At 50.7% G+C, this 17,705-nt stretch carries 17 protein-coding genes; 5 read left to right on the top strand and 12 right to left on the bottom strand.

Features of this window, described 5'->3' with window-relative positions; genetic code table 11:
- A partial coding sequence (locus AQR02_RS21270) for a heparinase II/III domain-containing protein (RefSeq protein WP_187388819.1) occupies positions 1-977 on the top strand: 977 nt, incomplete at its 5' end.
- Between the two features lie 364 nt (positions 978-1,341).
- Positions 1,342-1,662, top strand: coding sequence for a cupin domain-containing protein (locus AQR02_RS21275; protein WP_054942431.1), 321 nt, complete (start codon positions 1,342-1,344; stop codon positions 1,660-1,662).
- A 140-nt stretch (positions 1,663-1,802) separates the two neighbouring features.
- Here AQR02_RS21275 and hxlB read toward each other — a convergent pair whose 3' ends face one another.
- Both hxlB and hxlA read right to left on the bottom strand, forming a co-directional pair.
- Positions 1,803-2,357, bottom strand: a complete 555-nt coding sequence (gene hxlB / locus AQR02_RS21280) for a 6-phospho-3-hexuloisomerase (RefSeq protein ID WP_054942432.1) — start codon at positions 2,355-2,357, stop codon at positions 1,803-1,805.
- Between the two features lie 7 nt (positions 2,358-2,364).
- Positions 2,365-2,997, bottom strand: coding sequence for a 3-hexulose-6-phosphate synthase (gene hxlA, locus AQR02_RS21285; protein ID WP_054942433.1), 633 nt, complete (start codon positions 2,995-2,997; stop codon positions 2,365-2,367).
- 259 nt (positions 2,998-3,256) lie between these two features.
- Here hxlA and AQR02_RS21290 point away from each other — a divergent pair, with 259 nt between their 5' ends.
- The gene (locus tag AQR02_RS21290; RefSeq protein ID WP_054942434.1) at positions 3,257-4,645 is read left to right on the top strand and encodes an MATE family efflux transporter; all 1,389 of its coding nucleotides are present in this window, start codon (positions 3,257-3,259) and stop codon (positions 4,643-4,645) included.
- A gap of 102 nt (positions 4,646-4,747) precedes the next feature.
- Here AQR02_RS21290 and AQR02_RS21295 read toward each other — a convergent pair whose 3' ends face one another.
- The 8 genes from AQR02_RS21295 to AQR02_RS21330 all read right to left on the bottom strand — a co-directional run bounded on the left by AQR02_RS21295 (position 4,748) and on the right by AQR02_RS21330 (position 11,968).
- A complete protein-coding gene (locus AQR02_RS21295) occupies positions 4,748-6,073 on the bottom strand; it encodes an extracellular solute-binding protein (protein ID WP_054942435.1) in 1,326 nt (441 codons plus the stop codon).
- Between the two features lie 110 nt (positions 6,074-6,183).
- Positions 6,184-6,987: a response regulator gene (locus tag AQR02_RS21300; RefSeq protein WP_054942436.1), complete on the bottom strand. Its 804-nt coding sequence runs from the start codon at positions 6,985-6,987 to the stop codon at positions 6,184-6,186.
- A complete protein-coding gene (locus tag AQR02_RS21305; protein ID WP_425340023.1) occupies positions 6,950-8,722 on the bottom strand; it encodes a sensor histidine kinase in 1,773 nt (590 codons plus the stop codon). The genes AQR02_RS21300 and AQR02_RS21305 overlap by 38 nt, the downstream gene beginning before the upstream one ends.
- Positions 8,723-8,876: 154 nt before the next feature.
- On the bottom strand, positions 8,877-9,107 hold the full coding sequence (locus AQR02_RS21310) for a cold-shock protein (protein WP_054942438.1): 231 nt from the start codon (positions 9,105-9,107) through the stop codon (positions 8,877-8,879).
- A gap of 126 nt (positions 9,108-9,233) precedes the next feature.
- Positions 9,234-9,434 (bottom strand): cold-shock protein, encoded by a 201-nt coding sequence (locus tag AQR02_RS21315; RefSeq protein ID WP_036722718.1) that lies wholly within the window; start codon positions 9,432-9,434, stop codon positions 9,234-9,236.
- A 271-nt stretch (positions 9,435-9,705) separates the two neighbouring features.
- Entirely contained in the window at positions 9,706-9,984 is a 279-nt protein-coding gene (locus AQR02_RS21320; RefSeq protein WP_054942439.1) for a hypothetical protein, read from the bottom strand.
- 74 nt (positions 9,985-10,058) lie between these two features.
- Positions 10,059-11,162 carry an MBL fold metallo-hydrolase gene (locus AQR02_RS21325; protein ID WP_054942440.1) on the bottom strand — a complete coding sequence of 368 codons (1,104 nt, stop codon included), beginning with the start codon at positions 11,160-11,162 and terminating at the stop codon, positions 10,059-10,061.
- Between the two features lie 92 nt (positions 11,163-11,254).
- Complete coding sequence (locus AQR02_RS21330) at positions 11,255-11,968, bottom strand: HAD family hydrolase (RefSeq protein ID WP_054942441.1); 714 nt, start codon at positions 11,966-11,968, stop codon at positions 11,255-11,257.
- Between the two features lie 110 nt (positions 11,969-12,078).
- On the opposite strand from AQR02_RS21330, the gene AQR02_RS21335 reads away from it, so the two are divergent.
- Complete coding sequence (locus AQR02_RS21335) at positions 12,079-13,116, top strand: copper amine oxidase N-terminal domain-containing protein (RefSeq protein ID WP_054942442.1); 1,038 nt, start codon at positions 12,079-12,081, stop codon at positions 13,114-13,116.
- A gap of 60 nt (positions 13,117-13,176) precedes the next feature.
- Here the strand turns inward: AQR02_RS21335 and AQR02_RS21340 are convergent, their stop codons facing one another.
- On the bottom strand, positions 13,177-14,748 hold the full coding sequence (locus tag AQR02_RS21340; RefSeq protein ID WP_054942443.1) for a diguanylate cyclase: 1,572 nt from the start codon (positions 14,746-14,748) through the stop codon (positions 13,177-13,179).
- A 449-nt stretch (positions 14,749-15,197) separates the two neighbouring features.
- On the bottom strand, positions 15,198-15,446 hold the full coding sequence (locus AQR02_RS21345) for a type B 50S ribosomal protein L31 (protein ID WP_054942444.1): 249 nt from the start codon (positions 15,444-15,446) through the stop codon (positions 15,198-15,200).
- A 479-nt stretch (positions 15,447-15,925) separates the two neighbouring features.
- Here AQR02_RS21345 and AQR02_RS21350 point away from each other — a divergent pair, with 479 nt between their 5' ends.
- Positions 15,926-17,437 (top strand): WG repeat-containing protein, encoded by a 1,512-nt coding sequence (locus tag AQR02_RS21350; RefSeq protein ID WP_082452006.1) that lies wholly within the window; start codon positions 15,926-15,928, stop codon positions 17,435-17,437.
- Positions 17,438-17,705: the final 268 nt, after the last annotated feature.

The raw sequence follows: 17,705 nt of genomic DNA on the forward strand, positions 1-17,705 counted from the left end.
GCAGCGGGGCTGAGAACCTGCAGAACTACGCCATTTACGAGGCTTCACCGCTGACCTATCACGCCCATCATGATGAAGGCCACTTCTCCATCTGGGCGGACGGGGTTCCCCTGACGCTGGATGCCGGAACCGGGGGCTATTACAACGGGGATCGGCACTGGTATGTGTCCGGAGCGGCGCATAATACCGTCCAGTTCAAAGATGAAGCCGGAGGCTTCGCCGACGGACCGCTGCAAAGCGTCTGCCGGGAAGTCCGCTTCTCAGAGGAGCTTGATTATGCCAGAAGCCTTATTCCGGATGTCCGCGCCGGGGAATATGAGCGGCATTTCCTGTATATCAAAGCAGGATTTGACGCTTACCTGGTCTGGGACCGGATCGGGGACGGGGCTGACAGCGTCTGGAATCTGCATACGCTGAGTACGGAAGCCGAAGTCGCGGCGCAGACCATTGATGCCGCCTGCTTAGGCGGCATGCGGCTGGGCGTGCATATCGCCGAACCCGCCCTTCCTGTCATCACGACCGGAAAGGGTGCGGCAGGCGGGGCTTACCCGCTGGCTGCGCAGCAGCATTTCCGCGTGCATGCCCACGCCGGAGAAGATTACGTGGTGCTGCTGCATCCGCGGGCAGCAGGGGCGCCCGCGCTCCAGCTGGAGCAGCTGGAGTGCGAAGACGCCGGTGATGGCGTCCGCCTGTATAAGCTTTGCCGCGCGGACGGTTTCTGGTGTGTCGCCGCCCTCAACGGCTCCGGGCAGGCCCGCCGTGTCCACATCCCCGGCGGCACCCCGCTCCGGCTGCTGGGCACAGCAGAGATGGCTATGGCCGAATTCACTGAAGACAGAGCAAAGAAAGTCGGGACTACGGAGCCGGGATCGGAGATTTACGGGAATGTGGAGTCTGGATCGGTCATTCGAGGGGATGCAGCTTCCGGCATCCTGAACCTTGAACCTGGATCCATTCAGATTGCCGTGCCGTTATAAGCGTTTTTGAGACAAATCTCTAAGCGCTGGCAGCGCCGGTTATTCGATTCCCGGTATGAAAACCCGGGAGCATCAGATGAATTGGAGTGGGAAAAGTTCCCGTTAATTCATTTGGTTTGGCCTGACACCCGGGTGTAGCGGGAAAAAGTCCCGCTAATTTCCCGGAAAACGCTGATTTCATGCACATCGGGAGCATTTAGACGGAGGAAATCCCGCTAACACTACTCTCCGCCCAGCACGGCAAAAATTAGAGGGGGAAAATCCCGCTACCGTTCCAGAAACAGTTACTTTTAAGCTGGAATGCGGGGACATCCGAATAGCAGAACAGCTAACAAATGCAGTTAACACAAGGAGGAAATAGAATATGAGTAATCTTGGAGTATGGGAACCGGCGGAGCCGGGGGTCAAACGCTGCATCCTGAATGCGGCAGCGAGCCTGATGATGATGGAGGTTCATTTCGAGAAAGGCGCCGAAGGTTATGAGCATAGCCATCCCCATGAACAGATGAGCTATTGCCTGCGCGGAAGCTTCGTATTCCGCATCGACGGCAAGGAGTATGCCGTATCGGCTGGCGAGAGCATTGCCATTCCGCCCAATGCCAAACATGGGGTGACGGCTCTTGAGGCTGATTCAGCACTGCTGGATGCCTTTACCCCCATCCGTGAGGATTTGCTTAAGCGATAGGCGGTAGGCCGGTTGATAGCCATCACGTCTAATCGTACCTGGTGCAGGGAGCCATACACTTGTGGAATTACCCTCACTTGAGCCATTCCCCGCATCGTAAAACAGCCTGCCCGGAAGCCCGGACAGGCTGTTTGGTGATATTATTCGAGATTAGCATGCTTGCCGAACATCTGGCTGGTTGTCTGGCCGGTCCATTCCATCAGCCGCAGAATGACCGCATCATAGAACAGCAGCAGTGTCTGTTCGAACAGGGACGCCATGGGCTGGATGGTGGCCCGCTCCCCGCTGGCCTCCTTGGCAACACCCGGCAGCTTCACCGTGTAATCGGCCAGACTGCCGAGAGTAGACTCCGGCGCTATCGTTACCAGGACAACCGCAGCGCCGAGCGCCCGGGCTTTCTCTGCCATGGCGATCAGGCTTTTCGTTTCCCCGGAGCCGGAGCCGAGGACCAGTACATCTCCGGCCTCAATACCCGGGGTCACGGTTTCACCGACCACGTAAGCCGCCCGGCCGGCATGCATCAGCCGCATGGCGAACGCCCGGCCCATCAGCCCGGAGCGGCCTGCGCCAGCCACAAAAATCTTACCGGAACGCTGAAGCAGCCCGGCAAACGCCTCTGCCGCTTCGGCATCCAGCTGCCCAGCTGAACGCTCCAGCTCCTTCACGATCTCCTGCGCGTAGCTCACTGTATCCATAAGAGGATTAGGCCTGGCTGACGAGACGCTTCATTTCGGCTGCCGCTGACCTTTGATCGCTTTCACCGGTAATGCCCCCGCCTACGATGACAAGATCAGGACCGGCTGCAATGACTTCCGGCAGTGTGCTCAGCTTGATGCCGCCGGCAATTGCCGTCTTCGCCTGTTTGACGACACCCTTGATCGCCTGCAAATCAGCAAAGGAGTTTTTGCCCTCAGCCTGATGGTCATAACCGGAGTGAACACAGACATAATCTACACCAAGAGCGTCTACCTCAGCAGCCCGGCCGGCAATATCCTTCACATTGATCAGGTCGACCAGAATTTCACGTCCGCTTTTTTTCGCTTCCTCAACAGCGCCTTTAATAGTGGAGTCATCCGAAACGCCAAGTACAGTCACGATGTCTGCTCCCGCTTCAGCCGCCTTCATGACTTCATACCCGCCTGCATCCATGATTTTCAGATCCGCCAGCACAGTCAGTGCAGGAAAAGCGTCCTTAATCGCTTTAACTGCATGCAATCCCTCATTAATGACAATCGGCGTACCGATTTCCACCACATCAATAAATTCTGCCACCTCCGAGACAATTTCCTTGGCTCCGGCGATATCGACAAGATCGAGCGCTAACTGCAATTTCATATATATATGCTCCTTTTCAATATATTTTTGTAAGTGCTGCACTAAGTGTAAGTTCATACATCCCAAAAAGGAAGTAGGCACTTTCCCGTATTGTAGTTACCCGGAGGATACTATTGGACTCTATAGGGCTCCGAACAGTGGCAGCTCTGAAAGAAAAACGTATAAACTTTTCACTATTTTCGTAAAAATACTGCAATTTCATAAAAGCTGTGCTAACATACACTGGATTCGAATAAAGCTTAATGACCAGCAATCATAGATGAAAGAAACGAAAGCGCAAGAGTTCAATCTGATGAAGCTGACCTGGCCGATATTCCTGGAATTATTCCTGTTCATGCTGATGGGCAGCGTGGATACGTTCATGATCAGCTCGGTATCAGACGATGCCGTTTCCGGTGTCGGGGCAGCGAATCAGATTATTGCTATGGCTATACTTGTCCTCAGTGTAATCGGCAATGGCGCGGCTATCGTCGTCTCCCAGTATCTCGGCTCCAGGAAGCCCCAGGAAGCGGCCAATGTGACCGGCAATGCCATCACGCTGAATCTGGCGGTAGGACTTGTCCTCAGCACAATCCTGCTGCTGTTCGGCGGCAATCTGCTGGCTGCCCTGAATGTAACCGGTGATATCCTCGTGCATGCCAAAGTGTATATGAATATCGTCGGGGGCGGGATCTTCCTGCAGGCATTGCTTAATGCCCTGGCAACCACCATTCGTACACACGGCTTCACCAAGCAGACGATGATGGTCTCCCTGCTGATGAATGTGATCCATGTGGTCGGCAACTACCTCCTGATCTTCGGACATTTCGGCCTGCCTGCACTCGGTGTGCAAGGAGCTGCAATCTCTACAGTAACAAGCCGGCTGATCTGCCTGGTGCTATTCTTCCTGCTGCTCTACCGGATTATGCACGTAAAGGTCAAATGGGCTTATTACACCCGCCTGTCCAAAAAATATGTGCTGCAAATTCTCAAAATCGGTATTCCGTCCGCTTTTGAATCGATTACCTATCAGTCTTGCCAGCTTGTATTTACTCTATATATTACTTACCTTGGTGCTGAAGCCATGGCTACCCGCCAATATGCCCTGAATATCTCCAGCTATATTTTCCTGTTCAGCGTGGCGGTGTCGATGGGAACCTCCATTATTGTCGGCCATCTTGTCGGTGCCAAACGGCAGCAGGAAGCCTACTCCCGGGTATTTACGAGTGTGAAGTGGGCACTGCTCGTCACCATAATTATGGATGCTGTTGTTATTCTGTTCCGCGTCCCCCTGTTCGGACTGTTTACCGATAATGAGTCGATTATTATGATGGGTGCGCAGGTGATTCTGCTCAGCTTCTTCCTGGAAACGGGCCGCACCTGCAATCTTGTAATCATCAACTCCCTGCGGGCCTCGGGCGATGCCAAGTTCCCGGTATACATGGGCCTGATCTCAATGGTGTGCATGAGCCTGCCGCTCGGATATGTGCTGGTGTTCCAGCTTCACCTTGGCCTCGCCGGTGTATGGATCGCCACCGCTTTTGACGAATGGGTGAGGGCTGTTATTATGTATTTCCGCTGGAAGAGCAGAGCCTGGGAGAAGCATGGTCTGATCCAGCACGACACCGAGGCGCAGCCGGTGAATTCTTCTGCTGCCGCAGCGCATTAAATTTGTACACCAAAACCAAAAAGCGGTCCGCCAAGGTCTATAGACCTGACGGACCGCTTTTTACTCTATAACATTTTCTATAGACACCAGGGCTGCCCAACTTCAAATGCCCTTCTCTGCAGCTTCCTTATGCTTCGCAGCGAATTCTTCAGGGGTTACCGCCTTGGCGAACAGCGCCTGGATCATGTCCAAATGAACCTGGGCGGCACCCGGCTTCATTTGCACATCGGCGAACAAAGTAATGCTGCTGGCATTATTCAGTTCATTGAGCAGATCCACATAGAGCTGGGGCAGATTGCTATTCGCCGTATCCACCTTAGTTGCCGGTATCACACCGGCAGTAGTCACGGAATCCTCGCCCCACTTCGATACGAAGTATTCCACGAATGCCTTGGCTTCTTCCTTCACCTTGGACGCTTCGGAAACGAACAGCCCGACACCGGGACCGCCAACCCAGCTGTTAATATTACCTTTGCCGCCAGCGACAGTCGGGAATTTGAAGAAGCCGACCTTGTCCTTGAACTCCTGCGGAATATCCGGGTTGGTCGTGAAATTCGGCAGCTCCCAGGTTCCCGTCAGGTACAGGGCCGCCTTTTCGTTTACAAATTCGGACTTGCCTTCATCGTTGGACAAGCCGTTAAAGCCTTTGTTGAAGGCGTCCATATCAACCAGAGTCTGCACTTCGGCAGCCGCCCGGATCAGGCCCGGATCTTCGAAGGAGCCTGTGCCATTGGTGGCCTTCTTGAGTGTATCGCTGCCGGCAATCCGGTCAGCCAGATACATGTACCACAGGGATCCGGTCCAGCGGTCCTTGTTCCCAAGCGCAATCGGGGCTACACCGTTATCGGCCAGTGTTTGTATAACCTGCTTCAATTGTTCATAGGTGGTCGGAACCTGTAAATTATATTTTGCAAAAATATCCTTGTTGTAGTAGATCGGCGAGATGTTCAGCTCGATGGGCAGTGCATAGGTTTTGCCGCCCACCATGTAGGCTTCCGTCGTACCGGCAACAAATTTATCCCTCAGCCGGTCACCGCTCAGAATATCATCCAGCGGGGCGAACAAATCGCCTTTGACATAAGGCTCCATGAAGCCTGCCGCCCAAGTAATTCCTACATCCGGAAGCTCGTTGGAAGCGGAGAGCACCTTGAGCTTATTCTTATACTGTTCATTCTCGAGCACTTCCTGTTTAACGGTAATGTTCGGATGCTCGTTCTCGTATTCATCTATAATCTGCTCTACCAGCTTATTCTGCTGTGCCGAGCTGGCCGCCGGCCATAAGTGCATCATAGTGAGCGTGACTTTTGGTTCAGGAGCGCCATTGACTGTATCCTTACTTCCGTTATTGCTCTTACCGCCGCAGCCAGCAAGCACGAGCGCAAGCAGGAGACACCAAATCAGGCCTATAGTCAACTTGTCCCTTGGCATTGCTATAACCTCCATTGTTTTGGCTGCGCCATCTGTAACCGTTATCAATTAAATTCTAGCATTCTGCTTGGAGGCTTATAAGACCAAATATATTGGCAAAACTTCCACTTTTATTGGATTTCCGTCTGGTTGTCCTCTGCCTGCTGGTGCCGGTAACGGCTCGGACTGACGCCCTCCAGGGACTTAAACACCTTGATAAAATACTTGTCTGTCTTATAACCTACACGTTCACCGATTTCGCCGATAGACAGCCGTGACTGCAGCAGCATCTCTTTAGCCCGCTGAATCCTCAGGCGAGACAGATATTCACTGAAGGGCACCCCGGCCTGTTCCTTGAACAGGACACTGAAGTAGCTGGCATTCAGGTGAATGCGCGCGGCAACCTCAGCCATCGTCAGCTGCTCATGCAGATGCTGCTCCACATAAGCGATCGCCTCCCTTACCGGTTCCCCCATTCCGCTTCCGTCCGGATCAATCTGGAACAGCTTCGGGTCGACGAGCTTCTCCAGCTTCTCGCGCCGCTGCACCTCTTCCTCCTGCTTCAGGGCAGCCTCCACCACCTGAAGCAGCTCCGCCTTATCCAGAGGCTTCAGCAGATAATTAAAAGCCCCAAGCCGCATGGCCTGCTGCACATAATCAAACTCGGCATACCCTGAAATCACGATAACAACCGGCTGGCGGGGCCGCTCCTTCAATGAGCGGATCAGATCAATTCCGCTGACCTCCGGCATCCGCACATCAGTAATCAGCAGATGCACCTGCTCATGCAGCAGCCGCTGGCGGGCCTCGACCCCGTTATCGGCGGTTTCCACCACGTATCTGCCACCGGCCCATACCTCCAGCGTCTGCTTAATGCCCTGCCGCGTCCGCGGCTCATCATCCACGATCAGAATTTTTTTGCTGCCCAGGCTCATACATATCTCCCCCATGATTCGGTATTTCAAAAGTAATAACCGTCCCTGCAGACGGCTCACTGCCGATAACCAGTCCTTCATGCTCTGCGTCTTTCCCGCCATAATAAAGCTTAAGCCGCCGCTGGACATTCACAAGACCTACCCCTGTCCCCTTGGAGGAAATGGACGGGCCGCCCTCCAGTGCACTGCGAAGCGCACTTAGCCTCTCTGCATCCATTCCGGGTCCATTGTCGGACACTGTAACCCGGGTCCATCCTGACCGCCCGGAAGGCGTGATCAGGATACTGACAGTACCGCTGCCGACACGGCTCTCCACTCCATGCAGAATGGCATTTTCGACAATCGGCTGAATCAGCAGCTTCGGTACCGGCACAGCAGCTTCCGGCTGTTCCAGTTCAATCGTCCAGGTCAGCCGCTCGCCCATACGCATCTCCATGATCTGCAGATACCGCCGCACCTGCTCCAGCTCTTCCCCGAGGGTAACCCATTCATCCATATTCGGACTTCCGATAATATAGCGGAACAACCGCGACATGACAACTACCAGCCCTGCCAGCTCTTCTTCCCCCTTCTCCTCCAGCGACCAATTGAACGCCTCCAGGGTATTGAACAAAAAATGGGGATTGATTTGCGCCTGCAGTGCCTTCAGCTCCGTACGGCTTTGCAGCATTTCTTTTTCATAGACTACCCGGATCAGATCATTCATATTTGCAATCATTCCGTTGTACGTGTTATTCAGCTCCCGGAGCTCCATCGTGGAGACCGGCTCCGGATTAGGGGTCAGCACCCCAAGCCTCGTCTTGCGCATCGCCCGGATCAGATGAATTATCGGCCTGGTAATCATCGTGGAGAGCAGGAACGAGAGCGACAGAAACAGCAGTGTTCCAATTCCGCCTGAGAACAGAAGCACTGTCCGGAGGACAGAGATGCCTTTTGTCACATAGCTGACAGGCGTAAGCACCAGCAGTGTCCAGTTCGCCTTGTCCGAACGCTGCTTGACCTGCACGTATTCCTTGCCCCGGAAGCTCACGGTCTGATCGTCGGTCCAAAGGAGCGGCAGGAGATTGGGCTCTGGCGTTTCACTGCTGCCAAGCAGATGCCCCTCATCACTGACCAGCATGATCGATTCTCCGCTGTCACTGCCGGAGAGCGGATCGTCCAGCTGAAAGTAACTGCGCTGGATCTTGGCCATCAGGTAGCCGCCCCGCGAGAACCAGCGGTCCATCAGACTGACCTGACGGATGGCCAGCAGACTCTGGTCATCATTCGGATCGACGCCGATCCAGACCAGCCGGCCTTTCTGCTTATTGGCTTCAGCGATATAACGGTTGTCGATCCGGGTGCTGAGGGTGCCGTCTTTAATCGGGAACAGCAGCCGGTAATCGGCAGTATACAGCTCCAGTGAGCCGACACTCGGCATGTAGGCCTGATAGCTGGATACGATCTGCAGCAGCGATTGGCGCTGGTTGAAGGACACCTCTTTACCGTTAAGCTCCTCCAGCAGCAGCTGCTGAACCGTCGGGTGGTTGGCCACCTGCTCCATCAGGCTGTCTATCTGGCCGATCAGCGCATCCAGCCTGCCGTTAGCCTGAACTGCGGTCTGCTGAATGTGCCGTTCTGCATTATCTTTAAGGAGCGAAGAAACCCTGTCATACACGAACGCACCTGAAACTGCGATAATAACCAGCATGACACCCAGAAATCCCAGGAATATTTGATTACGCAGTGTATTCATTTCTCTAAATCTGCTGAACACATAGCCTCCCCCTCACTGACAGCGTTTCCAACTCTATTTTCCAGAAGTCCGCCTGATTGTCAAGGACATTCATCTGCCAACACAGCAAAAAGCCCGTTCCTCAGAGGGAACCGGCGGGTCTGCTTCAAGCTGCTTATCGGATCGAAATCCCTTTTTTCATTTCCTTCATCTCATGATTCGTGTTCACGAGCATGGGCAGGATCTTCATGCTTCGGGTCATCGGCGAATTGCACTGCCAGCAGGTAGGTACATATTGAAACGCGAAATTGTCACGCATCCATCCGGTGCAGCCCTCTTTGGTGCAGGACCAAATGGCAGTATCCTCCTGTGGAAGATCCTCCAGTGCTTTTTTACGAAAATACATAAGTACCCCTCCCTCTAGTTCAAATCTGACGATTGGTATAACCTCTACAGGAACTTAGGACAGGCGGCTCTCTCTACATAAAAAAAGCTGCCCTCAACTGATGTTAAGGGCAGCTTAGTTTTCATACTACAGTTTTACAACGTTTTCGGCTTGTGGTCCACGAGCGCCTTGAGTTACGTTGAACTCAACGCGTTGGCCTTCGTCCAAAGACTTGAAGCCTTCGCCAGTGATTGCGGAGAAGTGTACGAATACGTCGCTTCCACCTTCAACCTCGATAAAACCGAAACCTTTGTCTGCATTGAACCATTTAACTGTACCTGTTTGCATTTGTATTACCTCCAATAGATTATTTAACACATGTCCTTTTATTCCTACGTATTGTACGAACAAATAAAAATTCACACATTGGAAAAGGATTCATACGCACAAATGATAACCTTTTACAATATGTGAATTAAGGGTTAAATTTATGATTAATTTCATTGTAGCACACTAAAAGACCGAAAGCAAAGAATTTAAGAAATTAATTTCAGGGAACTAAGATAGACTGGAGCGGTTTATGCTCCTTGACAGAGAATAAACCGCTTAGCAGCATGACTTAATCAATATATCCGGCCAGGCCCTTATCCATCAGATAATCCATTTCCGCATCGAGAATGGTTTCCACTGTCAGCTCGTCCAGCTTCACATCACGCTGGCCTGTTACATAATCAACCAGATCATCATTATCAATATCAACGTCGCCTTTGCTGTCCGCTTTGGCATTGTTGATGAAGGTCTGCTCATGCTTGAGGACCCGCTTAATCAGCTCGGGATCCACCTTAGTCTTTGCAGCCAATACGGCCAGCAGCTCCTGCTCGTTTACTTTATCGCTCATAATTGTTATTCACTCCTCTCCCGTTATTGCACAACTATTGTAGCATAGGTCCGGCCTGCACCACTCTTTCTTCATCATCTCCACCACGGAGAAGATGGATACGTCTCGGCCCCCACATGAACCGGCTCGTCAATTCTTGGCGTAGCCAGCCGCAAGCCATGCTCCTTCGCAGCCCGCAGCACCCGCTCCACAGGATCAGTCCAGTCATGCATGGCTAATGTAAAGGCCCCCCAATGAATCGGAATCATCAGCTTGCCCTGCAGATCAATCTGGGCCTGGACCGTCTGTTCCGGCATCATATGAATATCGGACCAGCGCAGGTCATACTGCCCGCATTCCATCAGCGTCAGATCAAACGGGCCGTATTTCTGCCCGATTTCTGCAAAATGCGGCCCGTAGCCGCTATCCCCGCTGAAGAAGATCTTGGCATCCTCTCCCCGGATGATCCAGGAGCACCACAGCGTGGTGTTACGGTCCAGCAGGCTGCGTCCCGAGAAATGCCGCGCGGGTGCGCTTGTGAGCGTCAATCCGGCAAAGGTGACTTCATCCCACCAGTCAAACTCACGGATACGCTCCCCGCTGATGCCCCACCGCTTCAGGTGGGCGCCGACACCAAGCGGCACGATGAACATGGAGGCTTTTTGCTGCAGCTGTCTGATCGTTCCATAATCGAGATGGTCATAATGATCATGAGAGAGCAGCACAGCATCAATAGGCGGAAGATCAGCCAGCTCTATCGGCAGCTGCCTGCTGTAGCGCTTGCCGCCGATGGCTGGAAAGGGGGACGGCGTGCGCCCCAGCATCGGATCCAGAAACAGGGTGACTCCTTCGATCTCCAGCAATACTGCCGAATGTCCGAACCAGGTCGCCTTAGTTTCCCTGTTCTGCTGAATAGAACTGGTAAGCAGCGGCTGGGGCAGCAGCGGTGTCTTAGGCCTGGAGTTCGGATTGCCTTTGACGAAATCCTTCAGGATCGAAAGGCCGCCTCCCGGAGGGCTCTCTATCCCCGCCACCGGAAAGGGATAAACAAATTTGCCCTGCTGGTATTGAGGTGAGCGGCTAATCGCCGCCCGCTCTGCCTTGGAGGCCCGTGCGCCAAATGCGGGGTATAAGGTCATTACGAAATAAACAGCGGCAATCAGCGCCAGGATCGCCGCTGCGATAAGAATAAAGGTCATACAGTCGTCCTTCTCTCCTGCCAAATTAAGATCATGGACATATTATAAGGCGCTGCATTGGGCCGGGCAAACTTTCTGCCTGTCCCCTACGACTAAAGGTTCCAGCCGGGGATTTGCCGCAAGTCCCCATCCCAGATCTGCACCGTGCTGTTAACCGGAACACCCCGGGGTGACGAGGCTGTCTGAATATAGCAGGAAGCAATCCCCACTGCATTTGCACCGGCGATGTCCGTGCGCGGATCATTGCCGATCATGATCGCCGAGCTCAGATTTGCGCCGTAGGTTTCCGTCAAATAGCGGTAGAATAACGGATCGGGCTTGCTCACACCGGCCTCCGAGGAAATGGCGATCCCGTCAAATAAATGCAGGATGCCCAGCATGGTCAGCTCTGCCTCAATGAAGGTTTTCTGGCCGTTGGAGAGCAGGAAGACCTTTTTGCCGCCGCTTCTTAACCGGCCGAGAATCTCGGCCACACCGTCATACAGGGAAATATGAATCATGGATAAGGTCCGCAGCCACCTTACTGTTTCATGGAGCCAGGCCTGTCCGGGTTCACCGCCCAGATCACGGGCCACTTCCCGGAACACCTCTTCCATTACGAAATCAGGAAACTGGCAGTGGCGGGCAGCAGCCTCCAGCTGCCGGTCCCGTTCGGCGAGGAACCGCTTCTGCAGCTCTTCCCCTGTAATATTCAGGCCATGATAACTGAAATGCAGCGACAGACGTTCCCAGACCTCAGCCTGCTCTTCATCCGTCTCAATATCGATCAGCGTGCCGTACAAATCAAAGATATACGTATCATACATTTCTGCCAATCCCTCCTTATCTGATATAAAAAGTATGCAACAAAATTGAGCTCCCCGGCGTTTAATAAACGACACACACCTGACTAACTCACCTAAAGGAGCTTACACACATGAGACCATCCCTGAAAACAAGCGCAGTCCTCCTGACCTTATCCCTGGCCCTTTCTACCGGAGCCGTTTCCGCCGCTCCTATGGTCACTTCATTGAATGCGGACACAGCGCCGCAGGCAGCCAGCAGTTCTGCCGCTAAGACATTCACTATTGAGCTGAACGGCTCGGCCATTTCCGGGAAGGGCTTCCAGCCTTCTGGTGCCAAAGAGCCTCTGATTCCGCTACGCATCGTCGCAGAGGCCCTGGGCTTCACCGTCACCTGGAATACAACTACCAAAGCGGTTGATTTGAACAAAGGGAATATCTTTACAACGGTTAAGAGCGGTGAGAACCGTTATGCCGTCAACAAAATGAACACTACACTCAGCACAGCCCCGCTGACGAAGGAGAACAAGCTGTATGTGCCGGCTTCCTTTGTAAGTAAGGTGCTGCGCCAGACCATTTCCGTGGAGGGACAGCAAATCGTGATTGCCCCGGCCGCAGAACATATGAAGGAGAACGGCGTCATCACCGCCATCAACACTGACGGGAAATATCCATCCGTGCAGATTAAAGGTACTGGCACCTCCGGCATCGTACTAAATGTAGGCGAAGATACCCTCTTCCAGATGGCCGACGGTACTAGGCTGACACTGGCTGACCTGCAAATCGGCATGACCGTGGAAGCAGAACACGCCATGTTCTCAACTAGAAGCCTGCCGCCGCAGACACCAGCTTATCAGATAACGGTGCAGGACACAGAGAAGCCAGCCATGCTGCTCGGTACGGAAGGGACTATTGAGAGTGTAACCACCTCTGAAGACGGCACCCGCATGATCCGCATTAAGGGTACCGGTCTTAGCGAAGCGTCACAAAGCGAGATTGTACTCCGCTTATCCGCCGATACTGCGCTGGTTAAGGAAACCGGAGAGGCAGTGGACGCCGCAGCTATCGTGCAGGGTGCGAAGGTGATCGGCTTCTATGGCCCGATGCTGACCAAGAGCCTGCCGGCAATCGGAACAGCCTGGAAAGTGGTTGTTGTAACCCCTCAGTCCTAATAATAAAAAAAAACGAACCTCTTTTCACACCGCAGGGATGTGGACAGCCAGGTTCGTTTTTTATTTGCGGACCTGCATCAGAACCGGCCGCCGTCCCAGCGTAACCCTGTTTTTGCCGGCGGTCTTGGATATATACAGGGCCTCGTCAGCCTCACGGTAAAAATCCTCAAAGGTTGCATCACAGCGCTCCGTGAACGCAATGCCGATGCTGACCGTAAGCCTGATCTGAAGTCCGCCTTCCAGCCTGACGATATGCTTCTGCACCTCGGCACGAAAGGTTTCCGCTTCCCTGAGCGCGGCCTCTTCGCTGTCTGCAAAGAAGCATACAGCGAACTCCTCGCCTCCAATCCTGCCGGCGATTCCGTTATTTCCGTATAGCTTAAGTACCTTTTTGGAGAAATCGACCAGTGCCTGGTCTCCGGCCATATGACCGTATGTATCATTTATTAACTTGAAATCATCAATGTCAAACAGCAGCAGCGCCTTTCCTGACCCATCCTGCTTGGCATAGTTCTGCACCAGGCGCATGAAGTGCCTCCGGTTGTAGAGGCCGGTGAGATCATCTACAGTCGCCTGGTACAGCAGCTCGCGCTCATACCGCTTTTTCTCACTGAGATCACGGATCACGATGAGCATGCCTGCAGCCTGACCGTAATTGTTCTCGGTGGCGATCAGAGACAGCCCGTAACAGACCTCTGCCGTACCGGGAACCTCAACTTCGAACTGGCCCTCAATCCGCTGATAGTAATACACCGCTATTTCCCCGTACTGCTCCAGCAGCATGAAGATATTTTTGCCCACCCATGAGCTGACCTGCCGCTCTGCCAAGGCCGTGAGCATAAGCTCCCCCGCTTCGTTCACATCAATAATATTGTTGTAGCGGTCTGTCAGCACGATGCCATCCTTCATTTTCTCGACAATTTGCTTCTTCGCCCGGGGGTATAAGGAGAGCTCAGGATCCCTGAACAAAGAGAAATAGGCTATGAGTACAGGCGGCAAATAGGTAAATGCGGTAAATCCGACAACGGTTATCTTGAGCAGCGGAAGTAAAAAGATAGAGGCGACTGGAATGAAGAGACTGGCCAGCAGCAGCACATTCCATTTGAAATAATATTTCGATGAGCTCTGCAGGGAAACCGCAAGCAGAAAAACAGCGTACACACCAAAAAGCTGGTCATAGGCAATCAAGGCCATGTTCAGCACGGTCGGGTGCACTACGATTCCGCTCACGCCCGCCACTGTATTCATGCCCACGCTGCTACGCATCAGATGATGGTAAGAGTCTGTAAAGATCAGCAGTATATCCAAAACTACCGGAATGCTAATCACTGCAAGCCGCCTGTTCAGCCCCGCCGAAGAACGCGATATGTAATCTTTGATAACAGCATATGTAAATATGGTGCTGAGCAGCAGCGGGACCTGCTGAATGTTTCTAAACCACAGCTTGGCCTGAAAGGAAGCAGAGAGGATCTCTCCGGCCGTAGCCGCAAATATTACGCTGACCAGCAGCATTAAGATCCATAAATAGCGTCTTCCTGGTGTGTTGTGATGCTTATAAGAGTTGACGCCCATGTAGAGACTTAGAACACTGCCCATAATTAAATAATAGGGATAACCCTGCATCCACGGCATGTCATATTTCTCCTATTTTTGTGATAGCCCTGACTTATTATATCCTACTCTTTTGCACAATTGAACCATTCAGAACAAATGTGTCTTATTTTGGAAGCAGAAAATGTCTAGAATATGCCAGAGATACACACGAAGACCCTACAGGCAGCCTGTAGAGTCTTCAAAAAGGTGAGAAGTGTTTATTTAGTTATGCCAGTTTCCAATTGCTAGGGAGCTTTTCCTGAAAACAACCGTCGCCACCCTCGGTTCCTTTTCCATTTCAGATAGTACATGGGTGAATCAACTACCTTTCGGAATACACATTACATGCCGTTCCATCCGTTAATTGATAATTTCCACTTCCCACCTGCTTATTATTACCCGCAAAATTCACCGCTTAAACAGAAAAAAGGATACTGCACCGTCATCACATGACTGCGCAAGTATCCCTTTTCTGCTGACTGGATCCCTTATTTCTTCTGGGCCAACCGTTGTTTGAACTTGTCCACACGGCCGCCAGTTTCTGCATCTCTCTGTTTGCCTGTATAGAAAGGGTGCGATGCGGAGCTTGCGTCCACACGGATCACCGGATACGTGTTGCCGTCTTCCCATTCCATTGTTTCACCGGATGACTTAGTGGATGAGCTCAAGAACTTGAAGCCCACGCTGGCATCCAGGAAAATGACCTGGTTAACTCTTGGGTGTATTCCTTCTTTCATAGTGATAACCTCCTTCCCGAAAACATTGTCTATATTCATATGAAGCCATCTCTAGGTCTATTGATAACTAAGCTTTAGACGAAGGGAAATGCGTAAATCTTACGATTTTCCACACCTCTTCATCATACGCGCTCTCCACCCGGGAGTCAACCTAAGCCCGATTTCAGGGAATGCATATATTCTTTACCAACAAATCTGCTCCTATACCGGTGCTCCATTACAACGACTTCATCGTACCTCCGTCTATCAGCAGCGATTGGCCCGTAATGTAAGTATTGGCGAAGGAGCCAAGGAATACAAGGATCACACCAATTAAAGTAAGTAGTATATTTGTCATTATTTAGAAACTAATTTGGAACACATTCGTCTATATATGTGGAAAATAATTTTATTTGAAGATGATGGGATGAAAATTTGGAATTCAGTATTGTTAACATTAAATGCTGCAATAATCTTATCTTTTATAAAGGAGTATGAACATGCTGAAAAAATTAGGATTTGCTTTATTACTTCTATGCACTCTAGCAACAAATTCGGGAATAAGTTTTGCATCTTCAATAATAACTCAAATCGATATTTCTGAAACAGCTATAGACTATGCTGTTTATGTTCCTCAAAGTGATGGCAACTTCCACAATGGCTTGTTATTAGCCTATAAATCGGATGGGACGATTACGTACTATAACACCCAAGGAAAGAAGGCATTTACTCTTCCCTCTGAGATTAAACCCGTAAGCGATTTTCATGATCAACGCGCAATGGTAGTCAACACAAAAACGAAGCTCATTGGCTTCATTAATACAAAGGGTGTTTTAGCTGTCCCCTGTGTATATACAGGCGGCGGATATTTTTCTGAGGGGGTAGCCTATGTATCTAATTTAAAGGAACATATGCTAATTGACAGGACAGGGAAAATAGTCAGCAGGTTTACAACACCGTATGGATCTGAATATTCATTCATTAATGGCTTAGCAGTGGCGTATGCTCCAAAAACAGGGGAAATGGGGTTTATTAATACATCAGGTGAATTGGCTATCCCTTATGAATACACATATGCCCGAAGCTTTTCCGAAGAACTGGCGCTAGTTCAAAATAAGAAAGGGATGTATGGGTACATCGATTCAAAAGGTAAATCAGTTATTCCCTTTAAATACAAATCAGGGACGGACTTTTCCGAAGGATTGGCGGGTGTGCAAAACAGCAAAGGGAAATGGGGATTCATTGATGAAAAAGGGAAGACTATTCTTGCTTTTAAATATGATAACGTTAGTAATTTTAGTGAGGGCTTAGCCATTGTTTATAATGATCAAGGAGAAATTGGTTATATCAACAAAAAGGGAAAGTTAGTTATTGGTTATCGGAAATACGTTAGAGCATTTCCCTTTAAAGAAGGGATTGCTTTAGTAGGGATTGAAGATAAAACGGATGTTCAAGGTAAATATGGTTACATGGATCGCCAAGGAAAAATGCTTACCAAATTTGAATTCACAGTACAGTCTTCTTCATCTTTTGATAATGGGTATGCTGTAGGATTGATTGCTCAAGGTAAGGGGTTCATTCTGACAAAGCGCACAACCCCAGTGACAACTTCACCAGATCAAACGCAAGTTGATTCGTCTGCTGCCTATTTGACTTATTCAAATAAAGATCTAGGATTTTCTTTAGAATTACCGACGAGTTGGGAAAATAAATATTCTATTAAAGAAATAGATAATTATGTAGCGTTCTTGCATACCGAGTCTAAATTAAAAACTAAAGCACAAGGCGAATTATTTGTGATCATTCGTTACCCTGGTAAAATGACAAATGAGCAAGTGCTTTTGGGGGGTGGTGGCATGAGAAGTCTTGTATTCACTACAGATAAATATTCTTATGTTGTAGCCACTCCAACAGGCGTTGAATATTCAGATGAAACAGAAGATGATTATCGTAAAATGTTTGCGGATATTCCCTGGATTTTGAGAACGGTTAAAAATATTGCTGATTGTTGAATCTAAGTGGATTTTCTCCATTTATTTGTCCATCCCCTACCCGAATTAGAGGCTAGTGGGAAAAACTCCACTTAATTGTACCGATTTTGCTCCCAAGGGGAAGTATAGTCCGAAATAGGTGGACATTTTCCACTAGACATGCATAAAAGCTAACATGAAAATTCAGTTGAAACAATTTACTATTTATGGATAAAAAAGATAGGATTGCTCTGGTGGAAAATGAAAAAAGCCCTAATGTAGAGAGTGTAGGCAAGTTACCCATATCTCT

Origin of the sequence: Paenibacillus ihuae, assembly GCF_001368795.1 — a bacterium.
In the GTDB taxonomy this organism is placed as follows: Bacteria; Bacillota; Bacilli; order Paenibacillales; family Paenibacillaceae; genus Paenibacillus_AQ; species Paenibacillus_AQ ihuae.